Consider the following 25,244-nt stretch of genomic DNA (forward strand, 5'->3'; position numbering starts at 1 on the left):
ACCTCAGAAACCGAGCGCAGGCAAGCCCTGCCGGGCTGGCTCCACTTCTACAATCACCACCGAGCCCACTCCGCCATCGGAGGCCAGCCACCGATCACCCGACTGAACAACCTCCCCGAACATCACAACTAGACGCAGAACGGCCGGCATGAGCACGAAGCCGGGCCGGGTGGGCGCAGGGGCGCCAAGGCAGCGACAGCGGGGTTGTGGGTAGCTCCGCATTCTTCGAACATACGTGCGTATTGATCGAGCGAGACTCCGGCTCTGATTCGAGCGAGGCCGACGCGAACGGCATCCGGGTCTCTTGGGTCGGGACCGTGGCGGTCGGCGGCACCACCGCAGGAGCGGATAGGGCTACTTGCCGCCGCAAGCGTCGGCTGCGGCAAGGTGGCGAGTCCGTTGTAGTTCCGGTTACCCCGGGCGCGTGCGAACGCTCTGGGGCCGTTTTCGGGCCGTCGTGGGGCCGTGGGGCCGTCGCTGGGCCGTCATAGAGCCACCGACATCCACCGATGTTCACCAGCAGCCGCCCGGTAAACCCGCAGCTAGAGCGGCTGTTGACGACGTGGACCTGCGACGCGGGAGAACCGTCAACGCTATCCGGCGTATCGGCCATCTCGTTCCCAGTCTTGCGCCCGCGAGGGCGTTCACGTGCGGCGGTCGTGCGCGATTCCGGATCGTTCCGGCTCTGGGGCGTGGTGCGCGTCAGGCCGAGGCCGGGGGTTCTGCGGACGGGTCGGCGGCTCGGAGGGGGCCCAGGTCGTAGTGGGACAGGAGCTTGGCGGTCGCGCGGGTCATCTCGGGGAGGGCGTCGGCGGGGTGCCAGGCGGCGTCCCAGACCTCGTGGCCGTCGACGATGATCTCGGTGGTCTCTGGGTCGCGGGTGAGCCGGAAGACGTTGTCGACCCAGCGGCCGCTGGTGTGGACCACGGCGCACGGGTCGGCGGGGGCGAGTTCGCTCAGGTCGGCTTCGATGCCGGTCTCCTCGGCGAGTTCGCGGCGGGCCCCTTCGACGGGCTGCTCGTTGCGGTTGAGCAGTCCCGCGGGGAGCGACCAGCGCCGGCCCGGCGGCTGGCGGAGCATGAGCAGCTTCGTGCGGTCGGCGTCCATGACGAGGACGACGGAGCCGAGCGTGTACGTCGGCGTGGCGATCCGCACGATCCGGCGGCGCATCGGGTGCGGAAGGCTGTAGAACACCGTGCCCGCGAGGCGCCGCAGCAGAGGCGCTTTCCGGCGCCGCACAGAGGGAGTCACCTGCCACACCCTACATACGCGCGAAAGGCCCGGAGCATCGCGCTCCGGGCCTTCTGCGTGCGTCCGCTACTGCGGGCCGAGCTTGCGCGTGCCCGTGTAGTACTCGAAGGTGAGCCCGCCGACGGCGAGCATGAGCGCCGCGCCGCCCGCGACCATGAGCCACGGCAGCCAGAAGACGAGGCCCAGGCCGCAGAGGACGGCGGTGAGCGCCAGGCCCAGCGGCCAGTACGAGCCGGGGCTGAAGAAGCCCACTTCGCCGGAGACGTCGGAGATCTCGCCGTCGGGGCGGTCCTCCGGGCGCGGGTCGATACGGCGGGAGATCACCCAGAACACGAGCCAGACCATGCCGGCCAGGAGGCCGGAGAAGATCAGGGCGATCGTCCCGACCCACTCGACCTCGCCGGGGCGGCCGTAGGTGGGGTTGTCGTTCTCCCAGGTCCAGTAGCCGTAGATCGCCGCGAAGACGAACATCGACACTGCGACGATGGCGAACAGCCGGTTCTCTGTCTTCATCGCTGGTCCTCCCTAGCTCGCTTCGCCCGAGGCCGGGTCGGTGTCGAACGGGTGCGTCGTGGTCGCGTACGGCTCCTGCCCGATGAGCTCGAGGGCCTCGGGCGTGCTGGCGCCGTCGACGCGGGCGTCGACGAAGGTCTGGTAGTCCTCGGGGGAGACGACGCGCATCTCGAAGTTCATGAAGGCGTGGTAGGCGCCGCACAGCTCGGCGCAGCGGCCCACGAAGGTGCCCTCCGAGTTGAAGTCGACCTCCCACTGGGTGTGGCTGTTGTCCGACCCGGGGAACACGTCGCGCTTGAAGAGCAGGTCGGGGACCCAGAAGGAGTGGATGACGTCCTCGGCGTGGGCGGTGAAGCGCACGTCGTCCTGGTTGGGGACCACGATGATCGGGATGTAGTCCGAGTCGCCGGTCTCGGTGACGGGCTGGCCGTCGGCTCCGGTCAGGGGATCGCAGTTCTCGTCGGTGTAGGTGAACTGCCAGTTCCACTTGAACGCGGTGATCTCGGTGCAGGCGCTCGGCTGCTCGCTCATCTTCGTCACGTTGTCCTGGACGATGACCGTGTAGTAGAAGAGCACGCCGATGAGCACGAACGGCAGGGCCGTGAAGGTGAGCTCGGCCGGGAGGTTGTACTTGGTCTGGCGGGGCAGCTCGGTGTCGGTGTCCTTCTTCTTGTAGGCGGCGATGCACCAGAAGGTGAGGCCCCAGACGACGACGCCGACGGCGAGGGCCGCGATCGTCGAGCCGATCCAGAGGTCGAACATCTGCTCGGACTGCGTGGTGGGCGTCGTGCGGGGCCAGCCGAAGTAGAAGGCGTCGGCGACGCTGCAGCCCGCGAGGAGGATCGGGAGCAGCGCGGCGATCCCGGTGAGACCTATCGCGCGGCGGGCTCGGCCGCGACGTTCTCGGGACGGTTTTCCGACCACCTGTCTCATGCCTTTCTCAGCGCTCGGCTCCGCGTCCGCCGCCGGGCAGGCGACAAGGCACGGACTTGACGGCAAGAGCCTACTGCTTAGCCCGTGCGGCGGGGACCAAGGGGTTGGGTTCGGGGCCGGGAGGGTTCTAGATTGGAACCGTGACCGAGACCTACTTCGACGGCGCGACCGCCCAGCCGCCGCACCCGGCGGCCCGAGACGCGTATGCTGCGGCTTTGTCGGAGGGATGGGCCGGGCCCGGCCGACTGTACACATTGGGCCGGCGGTCCCGGATGCTGCTGGAGGCCGCCCGCCAGTCGGCGGCCGCCTCGCTGGGCGTGAGCGCTGATGAGGTCACTTTCACATCGAGTGGGACACAGGCCGTGCACGCCGGCGTACTCGGCGTCATCGCGGCCCGCAGCGAGCCCGGCCCGCTCGTCCACAGCGCGGTCGAGCACTCGTCGGTGCTGCACGCGGCGCAGTGGTTCGAGGCCCGCGGCGGCCGGGTCGCGGCGGTCCCGGTGGACCGGCTCGGGCGGGTCGACCCCGACCCGCTGGCAGGGGTCGACGGGGGCGACGAGGCGTCGGTCCTGGCGGTGCAGTCCGCGAACCACGAGGTCGGGACCCGGCAGCCGGTGGCCGCCGTCGCGGCGGGCGCCGGGGACGTGCCGCTGGTCGTGGACGCCGCCGCGAGCCTGCCGTGGGAGCCGGTGCCCGACGGGTGGTCGGTGCTCGCGGCCAGCGCCCGGAAGTGGGGCGGCCTGTCGGGGGCGGGGATCCTGGTCGTGCGGAAGGGCGTGCGCTGGCGCAATCCGTTCCCCGGGGAGGACTCGTCGATCCGGGAGGCGATCGGCGAGATCGACGTGCCGGCGGCGGTGGCCGCGGCGGCGTCGCTGCGGGCGGTGGTCGCCGAGCGCGAGGAGCTGTCGAAGCGGGCGCGGGCGCTCACCGAGCAGATCCGCGAGCACATCGCCTTGACGATTCCGGAGGTGGAGCTGCCGGGCGATCCGGTGGACCGGCTGCCGCACATCGTCACGTTCTCGTGCCTGGGGGTGGACGGCGAGGTGCTACTGACGGAGCTGAACCGGGCGGGCTTCGCGGTGTCGTCGGGGTCGGCGTGCGCGTCGACGCGGCTGCGGCCCTCGCACGTGCTCCAGGCGATGGGGGTGCTGAGCCACGGGAACGTGCGGGTGTCGCTGCACCGGGAGACCACCGAGGCGGAGGTGGAGCGGTTCCTGGAGGTGCTGCCGGGGATCGTGGAGTCGATCCGGCGGCTGGCCCGCTAGTGCGCCGACGCGTTGCGCGGCTTGGGTTGCGGGCGCGGCCGGGACGTTGGTCTTAAGACGACGGGAATCACGGGGCGACCCGTGCCGACTTCTATTGCAAATAACTTGCAGTTGTGAAACTGTGGCGACAACGTTCGATCTGCCGCGATAGAGAGAGGCGACGATGACCGTCTACACGCTTCCGGACCTGCCCTACGACTACGGCTCGCTGGAGCCGCACATCAACGGGTACATCCTCGAACTGCACCACGACAAGCACCATGCGGCATATGTCAAGGGCGCCAACGACACCCTGGAGCGGATCGCCGAGGCGCGCGACAAGGGCGACTTCTCCTCGATCGTGGGGCTCGAGAAGACGCTCGCGTTCAACGTCTCGGGCCACGTCCTGCATTCCCTCTACTGGGAGAACATGAGCCCGGACGGCGGCGACCGCCCCGAGGGCGAGCTCGCCGAGGCGATCGACGAGTACTTCGGGTCGTTCGAGGGCTTCCACGGGCAGCTCTCGGCGGCGACGACGCTCGTGCAGGGCTCCGGGTGGGGCGTGCTGTCGTACGAGCCGCTCTCGAAGCGGCTCATCGTGGAGCAGGTCTACGACCACCACGGGAACGTGGCCCAGACGTCGGTGCCGCTGCTGGCGTTCGACGCCTGGGAGCACGCGTACTACCTCCAGTACAAGAACGTCCGGCCCGACTTCGTCAAGGCGATGTGGGAGGTCGTGAACTGGCAGGACGTGGCCGCGCGCTACGAGGCGGCGAAGGCCGGGTAGGCCTGAGGCTCCGGGCCGCGGTGCGCACTCCCCCGTGTGCGGCCGCGGCCCGGTCGCGTGTCAGGAGCCCGTGCAGCGGGCGAGGGCGCCGGTCTCGAGGGCGGCCCAGAGCGCGCCGTCGGGGCCGGCGGCGATGCCGTGGGGTTCGCTGCCGGCTTCGGGCAGCTCCCGGCCGGTGATCGCGCCGTCGGCGGTGATGCGGCCGATGCGGTTGGCGCCCCACTCGGTGAACCAGAGGGCGCCGTCGGGGCCGGCGGCGATCGCGTGCGGTCGCGCTGCCCGGTCGGGCAGCGGGTACTCGGTGACGGTGCCGTCCTCGTCGATGCGGCCGATCTGCCCGGCGCCGATCTCGACGAACCAGACTGCGCCATTATGTTCGGTGCCATTGTGTCCGGTGCCGTTGCGTTCGGTACCGCCGAGGTCGGTGCCGTCGGGTCCCGCGCAGATGCCGACCGGAGCGGCGCCCTCGGTGGGGAGCGGGTGGACGGTCACCTCGCCGTCCAGGCCGATCCGGCCGATCGCGTTGGCCGCGTTCATGGTGAACCAGAGCGCATCGCCCGGGCCGGCGGTGATCGCCGACGGGAAGGCGTTGTCGACGGGGATCGGGAAGCCGGTCGTCTCGCCGCTCGTGGTGATGCGGCCGATGCGGTTCGCGGCGGTCTCGGTGAACCACAGCGCGCCGTCGGCGCCGGCGGCGATGCCGAACGGCTTGGCGTCGCGCCGCAGTTCGTACTCGGTGACCTCGCCCGCGGTGGTGATGCGGCCGATGCGGCTCGCCTCGTACTCGGTGAACCAGAGCGCGCCGTCGGGTCCCGCCGCGATGACCGTGGGGCCGCAGCCCGGGTCGAGATCGTAATACTCGGGTTCGCCGCCCGGAACGAGGCGGCCGATCTGTCCGCTGTGGACGAGGGTGTACCACAGGGCCCGGTCGGGGCCGGTCGTGATCGCGTAGGGGCCGCTCTTGTGGTCGGCGACGCGGATCGCTGTGATGTCGATGCGGGTCAAGAGGTTCGCTCCAATCCGTTGCGGAACAGGCAACGTTACCGGACGGCGGGGGCGGGCGCACGGCGCTTTCGGGAGGCGTCCCGCGCGGCGCTCAGGCCAGGCCGAGCGCGTCCAGCAGGGCGTCGAGCATCGCCTCCTGCAGTGCGGCGCTGTAGGACTCGGGGTCGAAGCAGGCGAGCTGGGCGGCGCCTTCGGTGGCGCCGACGAGGGCGAGGACCGCGGCGTCGACGCGGTCGGCGCCCCAGTCGGGCGCGGACTCGCGGACGAGGCGGGCGACCCGGTCGCGCCAGACCCGGTTGTTGCGGCGGTGAAGGTCGGCGAGCTCGGGGTCGCCGACGGAGGCCGCCAGGAACCCCATCCACACCAGGGCCTCCTGCGCGGCGTCCTCGGTGAGGGCCATGCCCTGCGCGAGCACCGCGCGGAGGGCCGCCCGCGGGGTCGGCGCCTCGGCTTCGAGTCGTTCGACGCGGACGCGGGTGCGGGCGTGGAGGAGGTCGCGCGCGTGCGCGAGCAGGGCCCGGCGGCCGGGGAATCGGTGCATCACGAGACCGGTCGTGCAGCCCGCGGCGGACGCGACGGCGCGGATCGTCAGGTGCTCGATCCCCTTGCGCGCCAGGATGCTCCAGACCGCCTCCGAGATGCGCTCCTGCTGGGACTCCGGATCGGCTCGGCGTGCGATGGCCCACTCCCCTTCCTCAACTTCGTAACACCTGTTACGGTAACACTTGTCATGACGAGCCTGCCGGGGCCCGACCGGACTGGAGACCAGCATGCGCACCACCACCGACTGGCGGATCGAGCCCCGCGCCTGGGACGATCCCGAAGGCGCCCGCCTCCGCGCCGCCCAGCGCGCCGAACTCGACGCGCGCTTCGGCTGCGACGACCACGAACCCGGCCCCGCCCCCTCCTCGGCCGACATCGAGGTCTTCCTCGTGGCCGTCGACGCGAACGGCACCGCCGTCGGCTGCGGCGGACTGCGCCGGCTCGACGCCGGCACCGCCAAAGTCAAGCGCATGTACGTCCTCCCCGGATTCCGCGGCTCCGGCGTCGCCCCCGCGATCCTCGCCGCGCTCGAGGCGACCGCCCGCGGCCGGGGCTGGGGCACCCTGCGCCTCGAGACCGGCGACGAGGCCCGCATGCCCGACGCCAACCGCTTCTACCGCCGCGAGGGCTACCGGCCCATCCCCCGCTACGGCCACTACGTCGACTCCGACGTCTCCGTCTGCTACGAGAAGCGGCTCGACTGACCGGATCCGCACAGCGCCGCGCCCCGCTCGCCTACGCTCGACCGGAGGCCGCGCACCCGCGGCCGCGCTGCGAACGCGACGAGGCGAAGGAGCGAGGCGATGGCCGCACCGGTGGCGCCCACACCCGAGGAGTACCCGAACGCGGTCGACGACCGGGGCCGCAAGACCGGGCTGTGGGCCGAACGGGACCCGCACGGCGGGTACGAGGTCGGCGAGTACGTCGAGGACCTGCGCCAGGGCATGTGGCGCCACTACGCCGACGACGGCCGCCTCCGGTCCGAAGGGGCCTACCGCGACGGCCGCGTCACGGGCCGGTGGACCTGGTGGCGCGCCAACGGCGAACTCCTCCAGAAGGGCGGCTTCGACGACGACGAGGCCAAGCACGGCGTCTGGGAGCGCTGGACCGCCGAAGGCGACCCGCTCGACCACGGCGAGTACGACCACGGCAGGAAGACCGGGCGGTGGACCGTCTTCAACCCCGACGGGTCGGTCAAGAAGACCACGAACCACCGCCCCCGGCCATGAGGGGCCGGAGGCCGGGCCGCGGGCTGCCCGGCCTCCCATCGAGGGGTCACTTGACCGCGTGCGTGACGTCCCGCTCCTCCGCGTAGAAGCAGGCCGTCGGATGCGTGCCCCGGTCGCCCACCGCGAGCGAGGGGACCTCCTCGGCGCAGCGGTCGGTCGCCTTCCAGCAGCGGGTCCGGAAGCGGCAGCCCGACGGCGGGTCGATCGGCGACGGCACGTCCCCCTGCAGGACGATCTCCTCGCGGTGGCCGCGCAGATCCGGGTCCGGGACGGGCACCGCCGACAGCAGCGCCTGCGTGTACGGGTGCCGCGGGTGGTCGTAGATCTCCGGCCCCGTCCCGCGCTCGACCACCTTGCCGAGGTACATCACGGCGACCTCGTCGGCGATGTGGCGCACCACCGACAGGTCGTGCGCGATGAACACGTACGCCAGGCCCAGCTCGTCCTGGAGCCGCTGGAGCAGGTTGATCACCTGCCCCTGGATCGACACGTCCAGCGCCGACACCGGCTCGTCGCACACCAGGACCTTCGGGCGCAGCGCGAGCGCCCGGGCGATCCCGATGCGCTGGCGCTGCCCGCCGGAGAACTGGTGCGGGTACCGGTTGATGTGGTCCGGGCTCAGCCCGACCATGTCCAGCAGCTCCTTGACCTCGCCGGCGCGCCCCCGCTTCGGGACCGCCTCCGGGTGGATCTCGAACGGCTCCCCGACGATGTCGCCCACGGTCAACCGCGGGTTCAGCGAGGTGTACGGGTCCTGGAACACGAGCTGGACGTCGCGCCGGAACGGGCGCATCCGGCGGGCCGAGAGGTTCCCGATCTCCCTGCCCTCCAACTTGATCGAGCCCGACGTCGGCGTCTCCAGGCCCACCAGGAGCTTCGCGAGCGTCGACTTGCCGCAGCCCGACTCCCCCACCACGCCGAGCGTGCGGCCCGGATGCAGCTTCAGGTCGACGCCGTCGACGGCCTGCACGTGCCCCACGGTCCGCTTCACGACGATGCCGCGCTGGATCGGGAAGTGCTTGACGAGGTCCTTCGCCTCCAGGACCGGATCGGTCCCGGTGTCGGCCTGGCCCAGTTCAGCGTTCATCGGTGTAGACCTCCTCGGCGAAGTGGCAGCGCGAGCCGTGGAACTCGGCGGGCTCGATCCACGGCGGCACCTCCGTCGCGCACTTGTCCTCCGCCGCGAAGCAGCGCGGGTGGAACGGGCACCCGCCCGGCAGCTTCGCCGGGTTCGGCGGCAGCCCGCGGATCACCTCCAGCTCCTGGCCGACGGTGTCGACGCGCGGGATCGCCCGCAGCAGCGCCTTCGTGTACGGGTGGGCCGGCCGCTTGAACGCGTCGCGGATCCCGGCGCGCTCGACCACCTCCCCCGCGTACATGACCGCGACCTCGTCGGCGACGTCGGCGACCACGCCCAGGTCGTGCGTGATGAGGATCAGGCCCATGTTCCGCTCGGCCTGGATCCGCTTGAGCAGCCGCATGATCTGCGCCTGCACCGTCACGTCGAGGGCGGTCGTCGGCTCGTCGGCGATGAGGACCTCCGGGTCGAGCGCGAGCGCCATCGCGATCATCACGCGCTGGCGCATGCCGCCGGAGAACTGGTGCGGATAGTCGCCGACGCGGTTCTTCGCGTCGGGGATGCCGACCTGGTCGAGCAGTTCGACCGCCTTCAGCTTGGCGTCCTTGCGGCTGGTGCCGCGGTGGACGCGGAACAGCTCGCCGATCTGGAAGCCGACCGACCACAGCGGGTTGAGCGCCGACAGGGCGTCCTGGAAGACGATCGCGATGTGGTTGCCGCGCACCTCCCTGCGGGTCTCCTCGCTCTGCTCGAGGAGGTCGACGCCGTGGAGGCGCACCGCCCCGCCGGTGATCGTCGCCGGCGGGGTGTCGAGGATGCCCATGATGGCCTGCGAGGTCACCGACTTGCCCGAGCCGGACTCGCCGACGACGGCGAGCGTGCGGCCCTGCTCGAGGGTGAAGCTGGCGCCGCGCACGGCCGGGATGCGCTGCCCGCGCACCCGGAATTCGACGCGCAGGTCGTCCACTTCGAGCAGCGGGGCGTTGAAGTCGGCGCCCGGGAGGGTGTCGCCGATGACGCGGACGGTCTCTGACACCGGGATCACCTCAGTTTCGGGTCGAGGGCGTCGCGCAGGGCGTCCCCGAAGGTCGCGAACGCGAACACGGTCAGGATGAGCAGGCCCAGCGGCCACGCGAAGAGGTAGACGTACCCGCCGCCGGCCCACTCGGTGCCGTCGGACAGGAGGACGCCCCAGCTCGTGGCGGGCGGCTGCACCCCGATGCCGAGGACCGCGAGCGCGGACTCGGTGACGATGATGCCGCCGATGGTGGTGGGGACGACGGCGGTGACCGGGACGATCGCGTTCGGCAGGATGTGCTTGAACATGATCCGGCGGTCGCTCGCGCCCAGGCACTTCGCGGCGATCACGTAGTCGAGGTTCTTCGTCTCCAGGGTGGCCGCGCGCGTGTAGCGGCAGAACTCCATCCAGCCGAAGAGGGTCAGGGCGATCGCCGGCGCGGCGATCGTCTCGACGAGGCTCTCGGTGGACACGCGCCCGCGGAACAGGCTCAGGATCAGGATGGCGCCCATGAGCATCGGGATGACGACGAACACGTCGAGCGCGCGGGAGATCACCGAGTCGAGCCAGCCGCCGTAGTACCCCGCGTAGATGCCGAGCACGAGCCCGATGACGACCGAGGCGACGATGACGCTGAGCGCGAGCGCGATCGTGGGCCGCGTGCCGTGGACGAGGGTGGCGGCGAAGTCGCAGCCGAAGGCGTCCGTGCCGAGCGGGTGGTCGCCGGTGAACCACGTGTCGGGCCGCAGGCGGGCCTCGCGGCCGAGGCACTGGGTGGGGTCCTTGTCGGTGAACAGCCGCGGGAACGCGGCCATGGCGAACACCAGCAGGAGGACGAGCGTGGCGATGATGACGTCGGGCCGCCGGCGCATGGTCCGGAAGGCGTCCGACCACAGCGAGGCCTGCCGCTCGGTGGTGGGGACGGGCGCGGTCAGTTCACTCATAGCGGATCCTCGGATCGAGTGCGGCGTAGAGCAGGTCGACGATCAGGCTGACGAACACGACCACGAACGCCGAGACGGTGAGCCCGACGATGACGAGGTTGCCCTCCTGGCGCTGGACGGCCTGGAAGATCATGCGGCCCATGCCCGGGATGCCCATGACGCCTTCGGTGAGGACCGCGCCGGAGAGCATGAAGGCGAACAGGAAGCCGATGCCGGTGACGATCGGGATCATCGAGTTGCGGATGACGTGCACGATCGTGATGCGCATCGGTTTGAGGCCCTTGGCCCTGGCGGTCCGCACGAAGTCGGATCCGAGGTTCTCGAGCTGGGAGGCGCGGATCAGGCGGGTCATGGTGGCGAGGCCGACGGTCCCGACGATGATCCCGGGGATGATGATCGTCGTCCACGGGTAGTCGGGGTTGTAGTTGGGTCTGAACACCTGGCCCATGAACGACTCGGTGCCCCAGATGCCCCTGGCCCAGCGGGTGAGCGGGACCGCGACGATGTACACGTAGGACAGCAGGATGAGGAAGACCGGGATCGAGTCGGCGAGGATCGTGGTGCCGCGGACGGTGTGGTCGATGAACCTGCCGCGGTGGCGTGCCGCCCAGGTCCCGAGGACCATGGAGACGGCCACGAGCGTGATCACCGAGAACACGAACAGCCGCAGCGTGTTGGGGATGTAGATCGACAGGAGCTGGGCGACGTCGCGGTTGCCGTTCAGGGTGGTGCCGAGGTCGCCTTGGACGTAGTCCTGGAGGCGCTCGACGAACGGCGTGATGCACGGGTCGCCGACCCGCTCGTAGCAGGAGTTGTCGAGGTTGTAGAGGCGTTCGACCTGTTCGAGCATGGCGGGGTCGGGGGTGCGGTCGCCGCCGAAGAACAGCAGCGCCGGGTTGCCTCGGATCTGGACGGACAGGGCCATCAGGTAGTGCAGCAGGAAGAGCACGATCCCGAGGGTCAGGAGTGCCTGGAGAATACGGCGGATGACGTAGCGTCCCATTGTGTTCCCGTTCTAGCGGCCCGGGCGGGCCAACGCCGTGGCCCGCCCGGGTGTCGCAGTGTGGTCGCTACTCGGTGATCGTGACGGTGCGCAGTTCGCAGTCGCCGCGCGGGCCCGCGTAGATCGGGTGGACTTCGACGTTGTCGAGGCGCTCGGTGTAGAAGAAGTTGAAGTTCTCACCGAACACCGGGACGCTGGGCATGTCCTCGGCGAGGATGGCCTCGGCCTCGGCGTAGAGGGCGACGGCCTCGTCGAGGGTCGCCGCGGCGCCGGCCTCGGCGATCTTGGCGTTGTACGCCTCGTTCTCCCAGCCCTGGTCGTTCACGCTGGCGCCGCCGCCGTAGATCGGCTCGAGGTAGTTCTCGTTCAGGTTGTAGTCGGGGCCCCAGCCGGAGCGGAACGGGCCGTCGAGCTGGTGGTTCTCGCGGGCGGTCAGGAACTCGGTCCACTCCATCGGCACCAGTTCGTAGGTGATGCCGAGCGATTCGGAGATCGAGTCGCCGATCGCGCGGAAGATGTCGAGGTTGTCGGCCGCGTCGTTGACCCAGATCTTGAGCGGTTCGCCTTCGGGCCAGCCGCCGGCCTGGGCCAGGAGCTCCTGGGCCGCTTCGGGGTCGTAGGTGCAGTACTCGCCGCAGGAGTTGGTGCCGCCGCCGAGGATGGACTCGGGGACCCATTCGTCGAGCGGGGTGAAGCGCTCGGGGCCGACGACGTTGAGGACGCCTTCGCGGTCGATGGCCATCGAGATGGCGCGGCGGACGTTGACGTCCTGGAACTTCTCGTCGTAGAGCGGGAAGGCGAGCATGAGGATGCTCGGGTCCGGCTGCTGGATGACGCGCTCGGCGAGTTCGGTGTCGCTCATGGCGGACTGGTAGTCGGCCGCGGAGGGCGAGCAGATGTCGATGTCGCCGGTGAGGAAGTCGGCCCAGCAGTCGTCGCCTTCGAGGTAGACGTGCCATTCGACGGCGTCGATCTTGGGCTTGTCGCCCGCGTAGTCCTCCCAGACGACGGCGGTGCCGCCGGCCTGCGGGTCGTACGGCTCTTCGAACATGAAGGGGCCGTTGCCGATCGGCGTGGCCTCGCAGGCTTCGAGGTCGGCCAGGCACTCCTCGGCGACCGGGTAGAACGCCTCGTAGCCGAGCATCGTCGGGAAGCCGATGAACGGCGCGGTGAGCTTGACCTCGATGGTGAGGTCGTCCACCGCGGTGACGCCGGACAGGTGGGTGGTCGCGACCTCGGGGTACTCGGGGACCTCGGGGTCGGCCCACTGGTCCTCGGGCAGCGGGTCGGGGTTCATCTCGGCGTAGCCCTCGAAGGTGCCGAAGAAGTAGTTCAGCGGGAGTGCGTTGGGGGCGTAGGCGGTGCGGTCCCACGAGCGGATGAAGGCGTCGGCGTTGACCGGTTCGCCGTTGTGGAAGGTCAGGCCGTCCTTGATCTTGATGGTCCAGGTCTGGTTGTCCGGCGAGGTGATCTCCTCGGCGACCAGGTTCTCGGGCTCGCCGGTCTCGATGTCGTAGTAGACCAGGCCGTCGTAGACGTTCTTGATGATCCGGTAGCCCTCGGATTCGCCTGAGCCGCCGGGGATGAGGCTGCGCACCTCGCCGATCTGCATGTTGATGACGCCGCCGCCGTCGCCCTCGCCGTCGACGTCGCCTTCGTCGCCGGCGCAGGCCGCGGTGGCGGCCGCGAGTCCGGCGGCCGCGATCGCGGCAACGGTCATTCGCATTCGTCGCACTGGGAACGCTCCTGGGTGTGAGTGGGTCGTGGGATACCTCACACCATGTCGCACAACACAACTAAATGTAAGAGTGCGTTGTGAAATCGTTACCTGCCGGACGGTAACCAGAGACCTTGCGCGTGCAATGTTTCGACGGGATTGCCGGATGAATCCGGCCATATGCGACGACTGTTGCGGGTGCGGGTCCGGAAGACCCGGGAGTTCACTCGGGCAACAGGTAGGCGGACGCCTCGGCCGCGGCGGCCGGGCCGTAGGACTGCTCGAGGCGGTTCACGAACTCCACCGGGTTGACCGAGTACCCCTGCGGGCCCACCGACTCGAGGGCGAGCGCCGTGAGCTGGCTGCCCACTTCGGAGGCGCGGCGCAGGCTCATGCCCCACCCGAGTCCTGACAGGAGCCCGGCGGTGAACGCCTCGACGCCCCCGGCGGGGTCGATGATCTCGCGGGCGCGGGCGAACGGCACCCGCACCCGGTCCATGTCGTGGCCGGCGATCTCGACGCCGTCCTGGTCGAGCGTGGTCACGCGGACGCGGACGCGCTCGAGGATGTCGTCGTCGGCGAGGCCGGTCGTGGCCTGGAGCAGGTGGTACCGGTGCTCGCTGGTGACGAGGAACTTCGCGCCGGAGAGGAACTCGACGGCCTCCTCGCCCTCCAGGTCGCCGGGGTCGGCGCTGAACTCGAGGCCGAGGTCCCGGGCCTGGTCGGCGTAGGCGTGCATGGCCTTGGCGTCGGCGGGGCCGATGTGGATGAGTCCGAGGGACCCGCCGCGCTCCATGACCTCGATGAGGTCGAGCTCCTCGCGGTCGAGGACGACGGGGGCCTGCCCGAGGCGGGCCATGCCGTGGCCGACGGCCTCGGCGGTGGTGCCGGTGACGGCGGTCTTCATGCCTTGCACGACAAGTGCCACTGAGCAGTCCTCGTTCAGTCGGGGACGGGAGGATCGGATTCGGAAGGCGCGGGGCAAAAGCGGATCACCCGGCCGGGGGCGCCCAGCCTAACGCACGGCGAAGCCCGGCCGGCGAAGCGTCCGACCGGGCTGCGCGAGTCTGGCCTAGTGGAACGAGTCGCCGCAGGCGCAGGAGCCCTGGGCGTTCGGGTTGTCGATGGTGAAGCCCTGTGCGTCGATGCGGTCGGCGAAGTCGATGCTGGCGCCGATGAGGTACGGGATGCTCATCTTGTCGACGACGACGCCGAAGCCGTCGTAGTCCTGGACGGTGTCGCCCTCGCGCACGTCGGTGTCGAAGTACAGGCCGTAGCGCAGGCCGGAGCAGCCGCCGGGGCTGACCTCGACGCGCAGGCGCAGGCCCTCTTCGCCTTCCTGCTCGATCAGGGCTTTGACCTTGGCGGCCGCGGCTTCGGTGAGCACGACGCCGACCTTGGCGTTGTCCTTGACTTCTTCAGCCTGCTGAGTGGCGCTCACTTGCTACTCCCTAGATGTGTGCGAGACCCGGGTCGATCGGGCCGATTCGACCCGTCAACAGTACCCAACCGGATCGCACGCGTCCCTATTCCCGCGGTTCACGGAAGTGGAAGTGACGCGTCATCACGGCTGATGTCCGACGGTACCTATTCCTGCCATTCCTTCGCCACCCGCTCGGCGAGCGCGCTCAGGCCCTCGACCGGTCTGGCCATGGCCTCCTCGGCGCTGCCGAGGAGATCGGTGACGGAGTACACGCCCGCGAGGTCCGGATGGGAGGCGAGGTCGGAGCGGCCGGCCAGGACGAGGCAGGGCCTGCCGTGGGCGGCGGCGCCCTTGGCGACCTCGGCGGCGAGCTTGCCGCGGAGGCTCTGGGAGTCGAACGACCCTTCGCCGGTGATGACGAGGTCGGCGGCGGCGATGCGGGCGTCGAGGCCCACGGCGCCGCAGGTGAGCCGGGCGCCGGAGGCGCGGGTGCCGCCGAGGAGGAACAGGGCGAAGCCGAGGCCGCCGGCGGCGCCGGCGCCGGGGAGGTTCGCGGTACCGGTGCGGCCGGTCCTGGCCTCGACGGCCTGCGCGAAGTGGGCGACGGCGAGTTCGAGCTGCTCGACGCGGGCGGGGTCGGCGCCCTTCTGGGGTCCGAAGACGCGGGAGGCGCCGTGGGGGCCGAGGAGGGGCGAGTCGACGTCGGTGGCGGCGATGAACTCGGCGCCGCGGGTGCGCGGGTGCCATTCGATGTTGTGCGCGGCCGGAAGGCCGAAGCCGCCGTAGGGGATCGGGCGGTCGAACTCGTCGCGGAAGACGCAGCCGAGGGCGGTGAGCATGCCGGCGCCGGCGTCGTTGGTGGAGGAGCCGCCAAGGCCGATGACGACGCGGCGGGCGCCGTTCTCGACGGCGTGGGCGATGAGGAGGCCGACGCCGTAGGTGGTGGTGCGGCGGGGGTCGCGCTCGTTCGGGGCGAGGAGGTGGAGGCCGCAGGCGGCGGCGGACTCGATGTAGGCGGTGTCGCCGTCCTGGAGGTAGTCGGCCTGGATCGGACGGCCGATGGGGTCGTAGACGTCGACGGTGCGCCGCCGGGCCGCGGGCTTGGCGCGGGCGAGGACGTCGACGAACCCGGGGCCGCCGTCGGCGAGGGGGAGGGTCTCGACGGTGTCGCCGGGCCGGGCGCGCAGCCAGCCTGCGGCTGCGGCGTCGGCGGCCTCGCCGGCGCTCATGGTTCCGGCGAACTTGTCGGGAGCTATGAGGATGCGCACACCGTCAGCGTAGTGGATGCGTTCGATGTCCCCGGACCATGGTGTAACCGTTTGCCGATCGGATCGCGCGCGTGGCCGGTCCCACACTGTGCGACGGCCGGTCCGGATAACGGATTTCGGCGGACTGAGAAACGCTCGGAAGCGACTACGATTGCGGCCATGACGGGCTTCACTGAACCTGCGAGCACCCAGACCGCGCTCCTGCTGCTCGGCCGCGGCTCCGACGCCGGCTCCGAGCGCGGCGTCGACTGCCCCGGCGAGCTGCCCGCGCCCTCCGACCCCGACCTGGTCGAGCGGGCGAGGGCCGCGAAAGAGGCGCTGGGCGGCAACGTGTTCGTCCTCGGACACCACTACCAGCGCGACGAGGTGATCCAGTTCGCCGACGTCACCGGCGACTCGTTCAAGCTCGCGCAGCAGGCCGCGGCGCGGCCGGACGCCGAGTACATCGTGTTCTGCGGCGTGCACTTCATGGCCGAGAGCGCCGACATCCTCACCGGCGACCACCAGCGGGTGGTCCTGCCGGACATGGCCGCGGGCTGCTCGATGGCCGACATGGCCACCGCCTCGCAGGTCGAGCAGTGCTGGGAGGACCTCAAGCGGATCGGGATCGCCGACGTGACCGTGCCGGTCACGTACATGAACTCGACCGCCGCGATCAAGGGGTTCGTGGGCCGCGAGGGCGGCCTGGTCTGCACCTCCTCGAACGCCGAGCGGGCGCTGCGGTGGGCCTACGAGCAGGGCGAGAAGGTCCTGTTCCTGCCCGACCAGCACCTGGGGCGCAACACGATGGTCCGCGACATGGGCTACTCGCTCGAGGACTGCGTGCTCTACAACCCGCACAAGCCGAACGGCGGCCTCACCGACGACGAGCTGCGCGAGGCGAAGATCATCCTGTGGAAGGGCCACTGCTCGGTCCACGGGCGCTTCACGCTCGAGTGCGTCGAGGAGATGCGCCGCGTCGACCCCGAGGTCAACATCCTGGTCCACCCCGAGTGCAAGCACGAGGTGGTCGAGGCCGCGGACTACGTCGGCTCGACCGAGTACATCATCAAGACGCTCGAAGCGGCCGAGCCCGGCTCGTCGTGGGCCATCGGCACCGAGCTGAACCTGGTGCGCCGCTTGGCGAACCGCTTCCCGGACAAGAAGATCTCCTTCTTGGACAAGACCGTCTGCTACTGCTCGACGATGAACCGGATCGACCTGCCGCACCTGGTGTGGGCCCTCGAAGAGCTCGTCGCCGGGCGGGTGCCGAACGTCATCACCGTCGACGCCGAGACGGCCGCGTACGCGCGCGAAGCGCTCGACCGGATGCTCGCGCTGCCGTAGCGGCGAGTCGCGGATCACCCGGAATCAGGTGCACTCCCGCGGCCCCCTGAAACGTGTATCCATCGGGGGCCCGGGTGCGCATGATCACCCAGTGTTATGCGGCTACCTGGGCGTTCTCCCCGTAGCCGTTCCGTTATCGTTGGCCCGGCAAGTCGATATCCGGTGAACGAACATCGCCTGGGCCCGGCCGACGCGACCTCGGCGACATTGCAGGCCGAGCACTGCAGCGTCGCTTCCCGGCTTCCGAACCAGAACTCCACCCATCACGAGGAGACCTGTTGAGCACCGACGCCACCTCCGAAACTGCGCTTTCCGAAGACATGCTGATCATCCACGGCGGCACCCCCCTCGAAGGCGAGGTCCAGGTCCGCGGCGCGAAGAACCTCGTCTCCAAGGCGATGGTGGCGGCCCTCCTGGGCACCTCCCCGTCGGTCCTGCGCTCGGTGCCCGCGATCCGCGACGTCGAGGTCGTCACCGGCCTCCTGCGCGTCCACGGCGTCGACGTCGAACTCGACGGCGACACGCTCTACATGGACCCCACCTCGGTCGAGTCCGCCGGCGTCGAGGAGATCAACGTCCACGCCGGGACCAGCCGCATCCCGATCCTGCTGTGCGGGCCGCTCCTGCACCGCCTCGGCCGCGCGTTCATCCCCGACCTCGGCGGCTGCAACATCGGCGGCCGCCCCATCGACTTCCACCTCGACGCGCTCCGCGAGTTCGGCGCCGTCGTCGAGAAGGACGCCGCCGGCACCCACCTCTCGGCGCCCAACGGCCTCCACGGCATCCGCTACGAGCTCGAGTACCCGTCCGTCGGCGCCACCGAGCAGGTCCTGCTCACCGCCGTCATGGCCAAGGGCACCACCGAGCTGCGGAACGCCGCCATCGAACCCGAGATCATCGACCTCATCTGCGTCCTGCAGAAGATGGGCGCGATCATCAAGGTCCACACCAACCGCGTGATCGAGATCGTCGGCGTCGACGAGCTCAAGGGCTACCGGCACCGGGCCCTCCCCGACCGCATCGAGGCCGCCTCGTGGGCCTCCGCGGCGCTCGCCACCGAGGGCAGCGTGTTCGTGCGCGGCGCCCTGCAGGCCGACATGATGACGTTCCTCAACGTGTTCCGCTCCATCGGCGGCGCGTACGAGGTCGACGACGACCCGGTCGACGGCGGCATCCGCTTCTGGCACCCCGGGACCCCGCTCAAGCCCGTCGCGCTCGAGACCGACGTCCACCCCGGGCTCATGACCGACTGGCAGCAGCCGATCGTGGTCGCGCTCACCCAGGCCGACGGCCTGTCGATCATGCACGAGACCGTGTACGAGAACCGGTTCGGCTACACCTCCGAGCTGCGCCGCATGGGCGCCAACATCGAGCTGTACTCCGACTGCCTCGGCGGGACCCCGTGCCGCTGGGGGCGCCGGAACTTCCTGCACTCGGCGGTCATCGCCGGGCCCTCGAAGCTCCACGCCGCCGACCTCCAGATCCCGGACCTGCGGGCCGGCTTCAGCCACCTCATCGCGGCCATGGCCGCCGAGGGCACCTCGCGCGTCTACGGCGTCGACCGCTACATCACCCGCGGCTACGAGAACTTCGAGGAGAAGCTCCTCGGCCTCGGCGCGAAGATCGAGCGCCCTGTCACGAAATGAACCGTGATCCCGGCGTAGGTATGCTTGAGGGACACCATCCCGCAGCGAGTTGAGGAAGGCCGAGCGTCCGTGGCCAAGAAGTCCGTACAGGAAGTTCCTGAAACCGAGGACCCGAAGCCGGTTTCGGCCACGGACAAGAAGGGGAAGGCCACGCCCAAGCGGCCCAACCAGTCGAAGGCCCGGCCGCCGGCCAACCCCCCGCTCACCGCCAAGGAGAAGCGGGAGGCCGCCAAGAAGGCCGGCCCCCTCACCAAGGAGCAGAAGAAGCAGGCCCGCGAGGACCTCCGCGCCGAACGGGCCCGCATCGCCGAGGGCCAGTGGAAGGGCGACCCGCTCTTCGACAAGTACCACCTCCCCCGCGACCGCGGCCCCGAGCGCCTGCTCGTGCGCGACATCGTCGACTCCCGCTGGTCCGTCGGCCAGTACTACATGTTCGGCGCGTTCGCGATCCTCATCTTCTCCACCGCCGGGTCGGTGCAGCTCCAGAGCTACCTCTTCATCGGGCTGCTGGCCCTCACCGGCGCGATCGTCATCGAATCGGTGTTCCTCGCCCGCCGGGTCAAGCGCATCGTCCTCAAGCGCTTCCCGAAGACCGCGCAGCGCATGGGCGGCCTCTACTGGTACGCGATCCAGCGCAGCATCATGCCCCGGTCCATGCGCAATCCGCGTGCGCGCATGAGCTACAAGGCCACCGAGGACGACCTCGGCAAGATCGTCAAGTGAGACGGCGGGGCCGCCCGGCCCCGCCCCGCAGCGATCGCGCCCGGGGTCGCTCGACTGCCCCTCCCCGGTCCCGATGGCTTACCCTCGATACTGACGTAGCCCTCTCTGACCCCGGAAAGTAGTCAACGTGGTTGATGTCGCGGCGGACTTGCGGGCGGGGCTGTTCCGCGCCCTCGGCCCACTCGATCGCGCCACCATGCGCCACGCCATCGCCGACACCGTCGCCCTCCAGCACATCCGCGAGGAGGCCACGCTCCGGCTCGCCCGCCACGCCCCCGAGGCCGACCAGTCGCGGCTGCTCGGGGTCCGGGCCGTCATCCTCCGCGTCCTCGGCGACTTCGACGGCGCCGAAGTCGACGCCGCGGCCGCCGTCAAGTACGCCGAAGCCGTCGGCGCCGACCTGCTCCTGGCCCCCGCCCGCGCCCGCCTCGCGCAGGTCCTGCGCGTCCGCGGCCGCTACGAGGAGGCCGACCAGCTCTTCGCGCTCGCCGAGGCCGGCGAGCTGCCGCGGACCCTCACCGGCGCCGTCCGCGCCTACGCCGGCCTCTCCTGCATCGCCCAAGGCCGCATCACCGAATCGCTCATCCACGTCCAGCGCGCCTCCGAGCAGAACCCGCACGGGTTCGTCATGCAGATCGTCGAGACCGCCCTCTCCCTCATCGAGGAGCACGCCGCGAAGTACGGCTTCGGGGCGTCGCCGCGCCCGTGGGCCGAACGCGCCGGATACCCCGCGCCCGAGCGGTTCCAGGACCCGCAGACCGGCCGCTTCGGCTACCTCGGCCCCGACGGGCGGGCGGTCGTGCAGGCCGCGTTCAGCCAGGCCGGCGACTTCCGCGGCGGCGTCGCCGCCGTCTGCCAGGCCGACTGGGGCGCCATCGACAAGACCGGGACCGTGGTCGTCCCGATGCTCTACGGCGCCATGGAGACCCCCACCGCGGACGGGCGCACCGTCACCGGGTTCGTCAACGGCGTCGCCGTCGCCGCCCAGCGCGGCCGCGTCCTCGCCGTCCACAAGACCGGCCGGGTCGTCGTCCCTCCGCGCTACCAGCGCATCGAGGTCCATCCGGCCGGGTTCCTCGTCACCGACGGCTACTCGTGGGGCGCGCTCGGCTTCGACGGCAATGAACTCGTCCCCGTCCGCGTCGAGCGCGCCGAGGCGCTGGGCCGGCTCGACGCGGCCGTCTCGATCGACGACGGGCCGCTTTAGGCCCGGGTCTTTCATGCGAGGGCACCCCGCGTGCGCCGGGTAACGTCCAGCGCAAACGTGTGATCTTGGCGCCATTGACGCTAGCCGCACGGCAGGTACGCTCTCTAGTCATGGAGTTTCGTCATCTCGGCCGATCTGGCCTCGTTATTTCCGAACTGGTGTACGGCAACTGGATCACCCACGGCGGGCAGGTGGAGGAGGACGCCGCCGTCGCGTGCGTGAACGCCGCCCTCGACGCCGGGATCACCACCTTCGACACCGCCGACGTCTACGCGCAGGGCGCCGCCGAGGAGGTCCTCGGCCGGGCCCTCAAGGACCAGCGCCGCGACGGCCTCGAGATCTTCACCAAGGTGTACTGGCCCATGGGTCCGGGCAAGAACGACCGGGGCCTGTCCGCCAAGCACATCAAGGAGTCCATCAACAACTCCCTCACCCGCCTGCAGACCGACCGCGTCGAGCTCTACCAGGCCCACCGCTGGGACGTGGAGACCCCGCTCGAGGAGACCATGCAGGCGTTCGCCGACGTGGTCCACTCCGGCAAGGCCCACTACATCGGCGTCTCCGAGTGGACCGCCGACCAGATCCGCGCGGCCGCCGAACTCGCCAAGGACCTGAAGATCCAGCTCGTCTCCAGCCAGCCCCAGTACTCCGCCCTGTGGCGGGTCATCGAGGCCGAGGTCGTCCCCGCCTCCGAGGAGCTCGGCATCGGCCAGATCGTCTGGTCCCCGCTGGCCGGCGGCGTCCTCACCGGCAAGTACAAGCCCGGCCAGGCCGCCCCCGCCGGCTCGCGCGGCGCCGACCCCAAGTTCGGCCGCTTCGTCGAGGGCTGGCTCAAGGACGACGTGCTCGAACGCGTCCAGCAGCTCGGCCCGATCGCGGCCGAAGTCGACCTGACGATCGCGCAGCTCAGCCTCGCCTGGGTCCTCCAGAACCCGAACGTCTCCGCCGCGATCATCGGCGCGACCCGCCCCGAGCAGGTCGAGGAGAACGTCAAGGCCGTCGGCGTCAAGCTGCCCGAAGAGGTCTACGCCAAGGTCAACGAGCTCCTCGAGCCGGTCGCCGTCACCGACCCGAAGGAGACGACGGCGCCGAACCCGCGCGCGTGACCGCCCGCTCGACCAGCTGAGGATCGGCCGCATCGAACCATTCGATGCGGCCGTCCCTTTTGAACCAGGAGCGCTGGCGGCGCACGAACCGGCGCGTGCCCTGCACCGTGAGCCGGAACGCCTCGTCCTCGCCGTACTCGCCCGCGAAATGGGCGAGGACCTGCTGGTAGCCGAGGGCGCGGGAGGCGGTGCGGCCCTCGCGCAGGCCCTTCGACTCGAGGTCGCGGACCTCGTCGAGGAGCCCGGCGTCCCACATGCGCCGGACGCGCCGCTCGATGCGCTCGTCGAGCACCGGGGTGTCGAGGTCGACGCCGATGCGGACCGCGTCGATGTGCGCCTTCGGTTCGGGCAGCGAGGCGGTGAAGGAGCCGGTGAGCTCGACGACTTCGAGGGCGCGGACGACGCGGCGGCCGTTCGAGGGCAGGATCGCCTTCGCGGCCTCGGGGTCGCGCGCTTTGAGGCGCTCCCAGAGCGCGGCCGGGCCTTCCCGCTCGAGGTCGGCTTCGAGGCGGGCGCGGACGACGGGGTCGGTGCCGGGGAAGTCCATCTCGTCGAGGGCGGCCTGGACGTACAGGCCGGAGCCGCCGACGAGGACCGGGCGCTTCCCGCGCGCGCGGATGTCGGCGATCGCCTCGCGGGCGAGGCGCTGGTAGCTGGCGACGTCGGCCGGCTCGGTGACGTCGAGGACGTCGAACACGTGGTGGGGGACGCCGCGCTTCTCGTCCTCGGTGATCTTGGCGGTGCCGATGTCCATGCCGCGGTAGAGCTGCATGGAGTCGGCGTTGACCACTTCGCCGCCGAGGGCTTCGGCGATCGCGACCGACAGGGCGGTCTTCCCGGCCGCGGTGGGGCCTACGACCGCGATCACCGGCGGTTGTAGGGTGGGTGTGCCGTCGGCACCCTCTCGGCGGCGCTTGCGAGCCGAGTGTTGAGCACTGTTCAATTGAATGACCCCCTCGGTACGTGTGCAGCCCCGACCCGGCGTGCGGCGACCCGCCGACCACCGTAAGGTACGGGAAATACGTCCCTAAGTTCGTGTGAAGGATTTGAGATTACCGCGATGAGTGACCTCGGAGACTGGACCAGCTTCGGCCGCATCGACGCCGACGGCACGGTCTATGTGAAGACCTCCTCCGGCGAGCGCGCGGTCGGCTCCTGGCAGGCCGGCTCAACCGAGGAGGGGCTCGCGCACTTCGCGCGCAAGTACGCCGACCTCGTGGTGGAAGTCGATCTCATCGCCGCACGCTTGAACTCGGAGTCGGCCGACGTCGAGCAGGCTGCCGCGCAGCTGCGCAAGCTGCGCGAGGGCCTGGACACCGCCGCCGTGGTGGGGGACGTCGAGGGCCTGGCGACCCGCCTGGACGGCCTGTCGAAGCACGCCGAGGAGAAGCTCGGCGAGTTCAAGGCCGCGAAGGAGTCGGAGCGCGCCGAGGCCGTCGCCGCCAAGGAGGCCCTCGTGGCCGAGGCGGAGGAGCTGGCGGCCCGCGACAGCCACTGGAAGGCGTCGGGGCAGCGCTTCAGCGAGATGATCGAGGAGTGGAAGGCGATCCACGGGGTCGACCGGAAGACCGATCAGAAGCTGTGGCGGCGCTTCTCGGCCGCGCGCGACACGTTCACGCGCCACCGCGGGGCCTACTTCTCGCAGCTCGACGCCGAACGCAAGGTGATCGCGCAGAAGAAGGAAGAGCTCATCGCCCAGGCCGAGGAGCTGTCGACCTCCACCGACTGGGGCCCCACGGCCGACCGGCTCAAGGCGCTCATGGCCGAGTGGAAGGAGGCCGGGCGACTGGCTCCGGACGCCGAGCAGAAGGCCTGGAAGCGGTTCCGGGCGGCGCAGGACGTGTTCTTCAACGCGCGCTCCGAGGTGTTCTCGGCCCGCGACGCGGAGCTGGAGGCGAACCAGGCCGCCAAGGAGGAGCTGCTCAAGCAGGCCGAGGCGCTCGACATCGAGGCCGACCCGAAGGCGGCGCAGAACGCGTTCCGCGAGCTCCAGGCCGGCTGGCACGACATCGGCGCAGTCCCGCGCAAGAACCAGGCGAAGCTCCAGCGGCGCCTGCGCAACGTCGAGGACAGGCTCCGCGAGGCGCTGGACACGGCGTGGCGCAAGGTCCCGGCCGACGAGAACCCGCTGCTGCTGCAGATGCGCCAGCAGGTCGCCGAGGCTGAGGAGAAGCTCGCCCGAGCGAAGGCGGACGGGAACCCGGGCCGGATCAAGAAGGCCGAGTCGGAGCTGGCGAGCAAGAAGCAGTTCCTGCAGATCGCCGAGGGCGCCAAGTAGCGCCGGGCTGCGGATCGCCGAAGGCGCGGAGGAGCAGGGGCCGCGTCTCGCCGAGGGCGCGAAGGAAGGGGAAAGCTCCCGTTCTCCCGGGGTTCGACCGGATGCATGAGGACGTTCGCGGACCGATCGGGATAATGGAACAGGGCCTACAACGGCGTGGACCGCTTCGGTCCGCGCCGTTCGCTTTGCCCGCACCGACCGTCCCCGACAGGAAGGCAGCCGCATGACGACCCTCGACACGCTCCCCCAGCAGTTCATCGAGGCAGACAAGGTCTTCAACCTGCGCGATGTCGGCGGCTGGGAGGCCGCGGACGGGAAGAAGGTCAGGACGGGCCGGGTGTTCCGCTCCGACAACCTCGGGATGGTCACCGAGGCCGACGTCGACCTGCTCGTGAACCGGCTCGGGGTCCGCCACGTGATCGACCTGCGCCGGGCCGAGGAGTGGGACGTCGCCGGGCGCTTCCCCGAGACCGCAGGCGTCGAGTTCCACCACTTCGAGCTCCTGCACGTCAAGTGGGAGAACATCGGCCGCGAGTACCCGTCGGGCCCGGACGCGGTGACGTTCCTGCGGCAGCGGTACTCCGGGATGTACGAGGCCGGGTACCAGGCGGTGCGCGACTCGCTCGACGTGATCGCGCGCGGCGAGCCGGTGATCTTCCACTGCATGGCCGGGAAGGACCGGACGGGCCTGGTGGCCGCGGCGCTCCTGTCGGTGCTCGGCGTCGACGAGACCGACATCGCCCGCGAGTACGAGCTGTCCAACTTCGGCATCGCGCGCTGGCGCGCGTGGCGCGACGCGAACATCGGCAAGCCCGCGACCGAGAGCGGCCTGACCACGCCCGCGGAGGCGATGCTCGAGACCCTCGCCGAGATGAACGCCCGCTTCGGGTCGATGCGCGACTACGTGGCCGCGACCGGTTTCGACCAGGCCGACGCGCTCCGCGAGCAGCTCCTGCACTAGCGGCCCCGGGCCGGCCCCAGGTCGGCCGCCGGTGGCCGGCG

At 70.5% G+C, this 25,244-nt stretch carries 25 protein-coding genes and 1 pseudogene; 12 read left to right on the forward strand and 14 right to left on the reverse strand.

What is annotated here, in order from left to right:
- Positions 1-132: pseudogene (locus GFD30_RS19750) on the forward strand (integrase core domain-containing protein); the annotation flags it as partial.
- A gap of 570 nt (positions 133-702) precedes the next feature.
- Here GFD30_RS19750 and GFD30_RS19755 read toward each other — a convergent pair.
- From GFD30_RS19755 to ctaC, 3 genes are all read right to left on the reverse strand, one after another.
- On the reverse strand, positions 703-1,170 hold the full coding sequence (locus GFD30_RS19755) for an NUDIX hydrolase (protein WP_153026955.1): 468 nt from the start codon (positions 1,168-1,170) through the stop codon (positions 703-705).
- A gap of 147 nt (positions 1,171-1,317) precedes the next feature.
- Positions 1,318-1,764, reverse strand: a complete 447-nt coding sequence (locus GFD30_RS19760; protein ID WP_153026910.1) for a cytochrome c oxidase subunit 4 — start codon at positions 1,762-1,764, stop codon at positions 1,318-1,320.
- Positions 1,765-1,776: 12 nt separating this feature from the next.
- Complete coding sequence (gene ctaC / locus GFD30_RS19765; protein WP_153026911.1) at positions 1,777-2,697, reverse strand: aa3-type cytochrome oxidase subunit II; 921 nt, start codon at positions 2,695-2,697, stop codon at positions 1,777-1,779.
- A 131-nt stretch (positions 2,698-2,828) separates the two neighbouring features.
- Between ctaC and GFD30_RS19770 the strand changes: the two genes are divergently transcribed.
- Both GFD30_RS19770 and GFD30_RS19775 read left to right on the forward strand, forming a co-directional pair.
- Positions 2,829-3,962: a cysteine desulfurase family protein gene (locus tag GFD30_RS19770; protein WP_407649112.1), complete on the forward strand. Its 1,134-nt coding sequence runs from the start codon at positions 2,829-2,831 to the stop codon at positions 3,960-3,962.
- 163 nt (positions 3,963-4,125) lie between these two features.
- Positions 4,126-4,728 (forward strand): superoxide dismutase, encoded by a 603-nt coding sequence (locus GFD30_RS19775; RefSeq protein ID WP_153026912.1) that lies wholly within the window; start codon positions 4,126-4,128, stop codon positions 4,726-4,728.
- Between the two features lie 60 nt (positions 4,729-4,788).
- Here the strand turns inward: GFD30_RS19775 and GFD30_RS19780 are convergent, their stop codons facing one another.
- On the reverse strand, positions 4,789-5,733 hold the full coding sequence (locus GFD30_RS19780) for a Vgb family protein (RefSeq protein ID WP_153026913.1): 945 nt from the start codon (positions 5,731-5,733) through the stop codon (positions 4,789-4,791).
- 91 nt (positions 5,734-5,824) lie between these two features.
- Complete coding sequence (locus GFD30_RS19785; protein WP_407649114.1) at positions 5,825-6,412, reverse strand: TetR/AcrR family transcriptional regulator; 588 nt, start codon at positions 6,410-6,412, stop codon at positions 5,825-5,827.
- A 91-nt stretch (positions 6,413-6,503) separates the two neighbouring features.
- Between GFD30_RS19785 and GFD30_RS19790 the strand changes: the two genes are divergently transcribed.
- Complete coding sequence (locus GFD30_RS19790) at positions 6,504-6,980, forward strand: GNAT family N-acetyltransferase (RefSeq protein WP_153026915.1); 477 nt, start codon at positions 6,504-6,506, stop codon at positions 6,978-6,980.
- Between the two features lie 99 nt (positions 6,981-7,079).
- On the forward strand, positions 7,080-7,505 hold the full coding sequence (locus tag GFD30_RS19795; RefSeq protein WP_153026916.1) for a toxin-antitoxin system YwqK family antitoxin: 426 nt from the start codon (positions 7,080-7,082) through the stop codon (positions 7,503-7,505).
- Between the two features lie 46 nt (positions 7,506-7,551).
- Here the strand turns inward: GFD30_RS19795 and GFD30_RS19800 are convergent, their stop codons facing one another.
- The 8 genes from GFD30_RS19800 to GFD30_RS19835 form a co-directional block, all read right to left on the reverse strand.
- Positions 7,552-8,592 (reverse strand): ABC transporter ATP-binding protein, encoded by a 1,041-nt coding sequence (locus tag GFD30_RS19800; RefSeq protein WP_153026917.1) that lies wholly within the window; start codon positions 8,590-8,592, stop codon positions 7,552-7,554.
- The gene (locus GFD30_RS19805; protein ID WP_322633438.1) at positions 8,582-9,619 is read right to left on the reverse strand and encodes an ABC transporter ATP-binding protein; all 1,038 of its coding nucleotides are present in this window, start codon (positions 9,617-9,619) and stop codon (positions 8,582-8,584) included. Before GFD30_RS19805 ends, GFD30_RS19800 begins: the two co-directional genes overlap by 11 nt.
- 5 nt (positions 9,620-9,624) lie before the next feature.
- Entirely contained in the window at positions 9,625-10,545 is a 921-nt protein-coding gene (locus tag GFD30_RS19810; RefSeq protein ID WP_153026918.1) for an ABC transporter permease, read from the reverse strand.
- Positions 10,538-11,548: an ABC transporter permease gene (locus GFD30_RS19815; RefSeq protein ID WP_153026919.1), complete on the reverse strand. Its 1,011-nt coding sequence runs from the start codon at positions 11,546-11,548 to the stop codon at positions 10,538-10,540. Before GFD30_RS19815 ends, GFD30_RS19810 begins: the two co-directional genes overlap by 8 nt.
- A 67-nt stretch (positions 11,549-11,615) precedes the next feature.
- The gene (locus tag GFD30_RS19820; protein WP_227996722.1) at positions 11,616-13,274 is read right to left on the reverse strand and encodes a peptide ABC transporter substrate-binding protein; all 1,659 of its coding nucleotides are present in this window, start codon (positions 13,272-13,274) and stop codon (positions 11,616-11,618) included.
- A 214-nt stretch (positions 13,275-13,488) separates the two neighbouring features.
- A complete protein-coding gene (locus tag GFD30_RS19825) occupies positions 13,489-14,193 on the reverse strand; it encodes a carbohydrate kinase family protein (RefSeq protein WP_153026921.1) in 705 nt (234 codons plus the stop codon).
- 144 nt (positions 14,194-14,337) lie between these two features.
- Positions 14,338-14,706, reverse strand: coding sequence for an iron-sulfur cluster insertion protein ErpA (gene erpA, locus GFD30_RS19830; RefSeq protein ID WP_322633439.1), 369 nt, complete (start codon positions 14,704-14,706; stop codon positions 14,338-14,340).
- Between the two features lie 146 nt (positions 14,707-14,852).
- On the reverse strand, positions 14,853-15,956 hold the full coding sequence (locus GFD30_RS19835) for a glycerate kinase family protein (protein ID WP_322633440.1): 1,104 nt from the start codon (positions 15,954-15,956) through the stop codon (positions 14,853-14,855).
- Positions 15,957-16,115: 159 nt separating this feature from the next.
- Between GFD30_RS19835 and nadA the strand changes: the two genes are divergently transcribed.
- The 5 genes from nadA to GFD30_RS19860 all read left to right on the forward strand — a co-directional run bounded on the left by nadA (position 16,116) and on the right by GFD30_RS19860 (position 21,964).
- On the forward strand, positions 16,116-17,282 hold the full coding sequence (gene nadA / locus GFD30_RS19840) for a quinolinate synthase NadA (protein WP_153026922.1): 1,167 nt from the start codon (positions 16,116-16,118) through the stop codon (positions 17,280-17,282).
- 320 nt (positions 17,283-17,602) lie between these two features.
- Positions 17,603-18,928 carry a UDP-N-acetylglucosamine 1-carboxyvinyltransferase gene (murA, locus tag GFD30_RS19845; RefSeq protein ID WP_153026958.1) on the forward strand — a complete coding sequence of 442 codons (1,326 nt, stop codon included), beginning with the start codon at positions 17,603-17,605 and terminating at the stop codon, positions 18,926-18,928.
- A 69-nt stretch (positions 18,929-18,997) separates the two neighbouring features.
- Positions 18,998-19,651 (forward strand): DUF3043 domain-containing protein, encoded by a 654-nt coding sequence (locus GFD30_RS19850; RefSeq protein WP_194202030.1) that lies wholly within the window; start codon positions 18,998-19,000, stop codon positions 19,649-19,651.
- Positions 19,652-19,778: 127 nt separating this feature from the next.
- Positions 19,779-20,858 (forward strand): WG repeat-containing protein, encoded by a 1,080-nt coding sequence (locus tag GFD30_RS19855; protein WP_153026924.1) that lies wholly within the window; start codon positions 19,779-19,781, stop codon positions 20,856-20,858.
- 110 nt (positions 20,859-20,968) lie between these two features.
- Positions 20,969-21,964 (forward strand): aldo/keto reductase family protein, encoded by a 996-nt coding sequence (locus GFD30_RS19860; RefSeq protein WP_153026925.1) that lies wholly within the window; start codon positions 20,969-20,971, stop codon positions 21,962-21,964.
- On the opposite strand, the gene miaA is transcribed toward GFD30_RS19860, so the two are convergent.
- Entirely contained in the window at positions 21,921-22,832 is a 912-nt protein-coding gene (gene miaA / locus GFD30_RS19865; RefSeq protein WP_322633441.1) for a tRNA (adenosine(37)-N6)-dimethylallyltransferase MiaA, read from the reverse strand. The two genes, GFD30_RS19860 and miaA, sit on opposite strands and share 44 nt — an antisense overlap.
- 192 nt (positions 22,833-23,024) lie before the next feature.
- On the opposite strand from miaA, the gene GFD30_RS19870 reads away from it, so the two are divergent.
- Both GFD30_RS19870 and GFD30_RS19875 read left to right on the forward strand, forming a co-directional pair.
- On the forward strand, positions 23,025-24,242 hold the full coding sequence (locus tag GFD30_RS19870) for a DUF349 domain-containing protein (protein WP_153026927.1): 1,218 nt from the start codon (positions 23,025-23,027) through the stop codon (positions 24,240-24,242).
- A gap of 223 nt (positions 24,243-24,465) precedes the next feature.
- A complete protein-coding gene (locus GFD30_RS19875; protein WP_153026928.1) occupies positions 24,466-25,203 on the forward strand; it encodes a tyrosine-protein phosphatase in 738 nt (245 codons plus the stop codon).
- The last annotated feature ends 41 nt before the right edge of the window (positions 25,204-25,244 follow it).

It is taken from the genome of Glycomyces albidus, from assembly GCF_009451885.1.
Taxonomy (GTDB): Bacteria; Actinomycetota; Actinomycetes; order Mycobacteriales; family Micromonosporaceae; genus Glycomyces; species Glycomyces albidus.

Excerpts from the sequence above, each read along its gene's own strand:
- nadA (WP_153026922.1), top strand. The coding sequence starts at position 16,116 with ATGACGGGCTTCACTGAACCTGCGAGCACCCAGACCGCGCTCCTGCTG.
- GFD30_RS19795 (WP_153026916.1), top strand. The coding sequence starts at position 7,080 with ATGGCCGCACCGGTGGCGCCCACACCCGAGGAGTACCCGAACGCGGTC.
- GFD30_RS19820 (WP_227996722.1), bottom strand. The coding sequence starts at position 13,274 with ATGCGAATGACCGTTGCCGCGATCGCGGCCGCCGGACTCGCGGCCGCC.
- GFD30_RS19755 (WP_153026955.1), bottom strand. The coding sequence starts at position 1,170 with ATGCGCCGCCGGATCGTGCGGATCGCCACGCCGACGTACACGCTCGGC.
- GFD30_RS19875 (WP_153026928.1), top strand. The coding sequence starts at position 24,466 with ATGACGACCCTCGACACGCTCCCCCAGCAGTTCATCGAGGCAGACAAG.
- GFD30_RS19775 (WP_153026912.1), top strand. The coding sequence starts at position 4,126 with ATGACCGTCTACACGCTTCCGGACCTGCCCTACGACTACGGCTCGCTG.
- GFD30_RS19815 (WP_153026919.1), bottom strand. The coding sequence starts at position 11,548 with ATGGGACGCTACGTCATCCGCCGTATTCTCCAGGCACTCCTGACCCTC.
- GFD30_RS19860 (WP_153026925.1), top strand. The coding sequence starts at position 20,969 with ATGGAGTTTCGTCATCTCGGCCGATCTGGCCTCGTTATTTCCGAACTG.
- GFD30_RS19790 (WP_153026915.1), top strand. The coding sequence starts at position 6,504 with ATGCGCACCACCACCGACTGGCGGATCGAGCCCCGCGCCTGGGACGAT.
- GFD30_RS19870 (WP_153026927.1), top strand. The coding sequence starts at position 23,025 with ATGAGTGACCTCGGAGACTGGACCAGCTTCGGCCGCATCGACGCCGAC.
- GFD30_RS19810 (WP_153026918.1), bottom strand. The coding sequence starts at position 10,545 with ATGAGTGAACTGACCGCGCCCGTCCCCACCACCGAGCGGCAGGCCTCG.
- GFD30_RS19760 (WP_153026910.1), bottom strand. The coding sequence starts at position 1,764 with ATGAAGACAGAGAACCGGCTGTTCGCCATCGTCGCAGTGTCGATGTTC.
- GFD30_RS19800 (WP_153026917.1), bottom strand. The coding sequence starts at position 8,592 with ATGAACGCTGAACTGGGCCAGGCCGACACCGGGACCGATCCGGTCCTG.
- murA (WP_153026958.1), top strand. The coding sequence starts at position 17,603 with ATGCTGATCATCCACGGCGGCACCCCCCTCGAAGGCGAGGTCCAGGTC.
- ctaC (WP_153026911.1), bottom strand. The coding sequence starts at position 2,697 with ATGAGACAGGTGGTCGGAAAACCGTCCCGAGAACGTCGCGGCCGAGCC.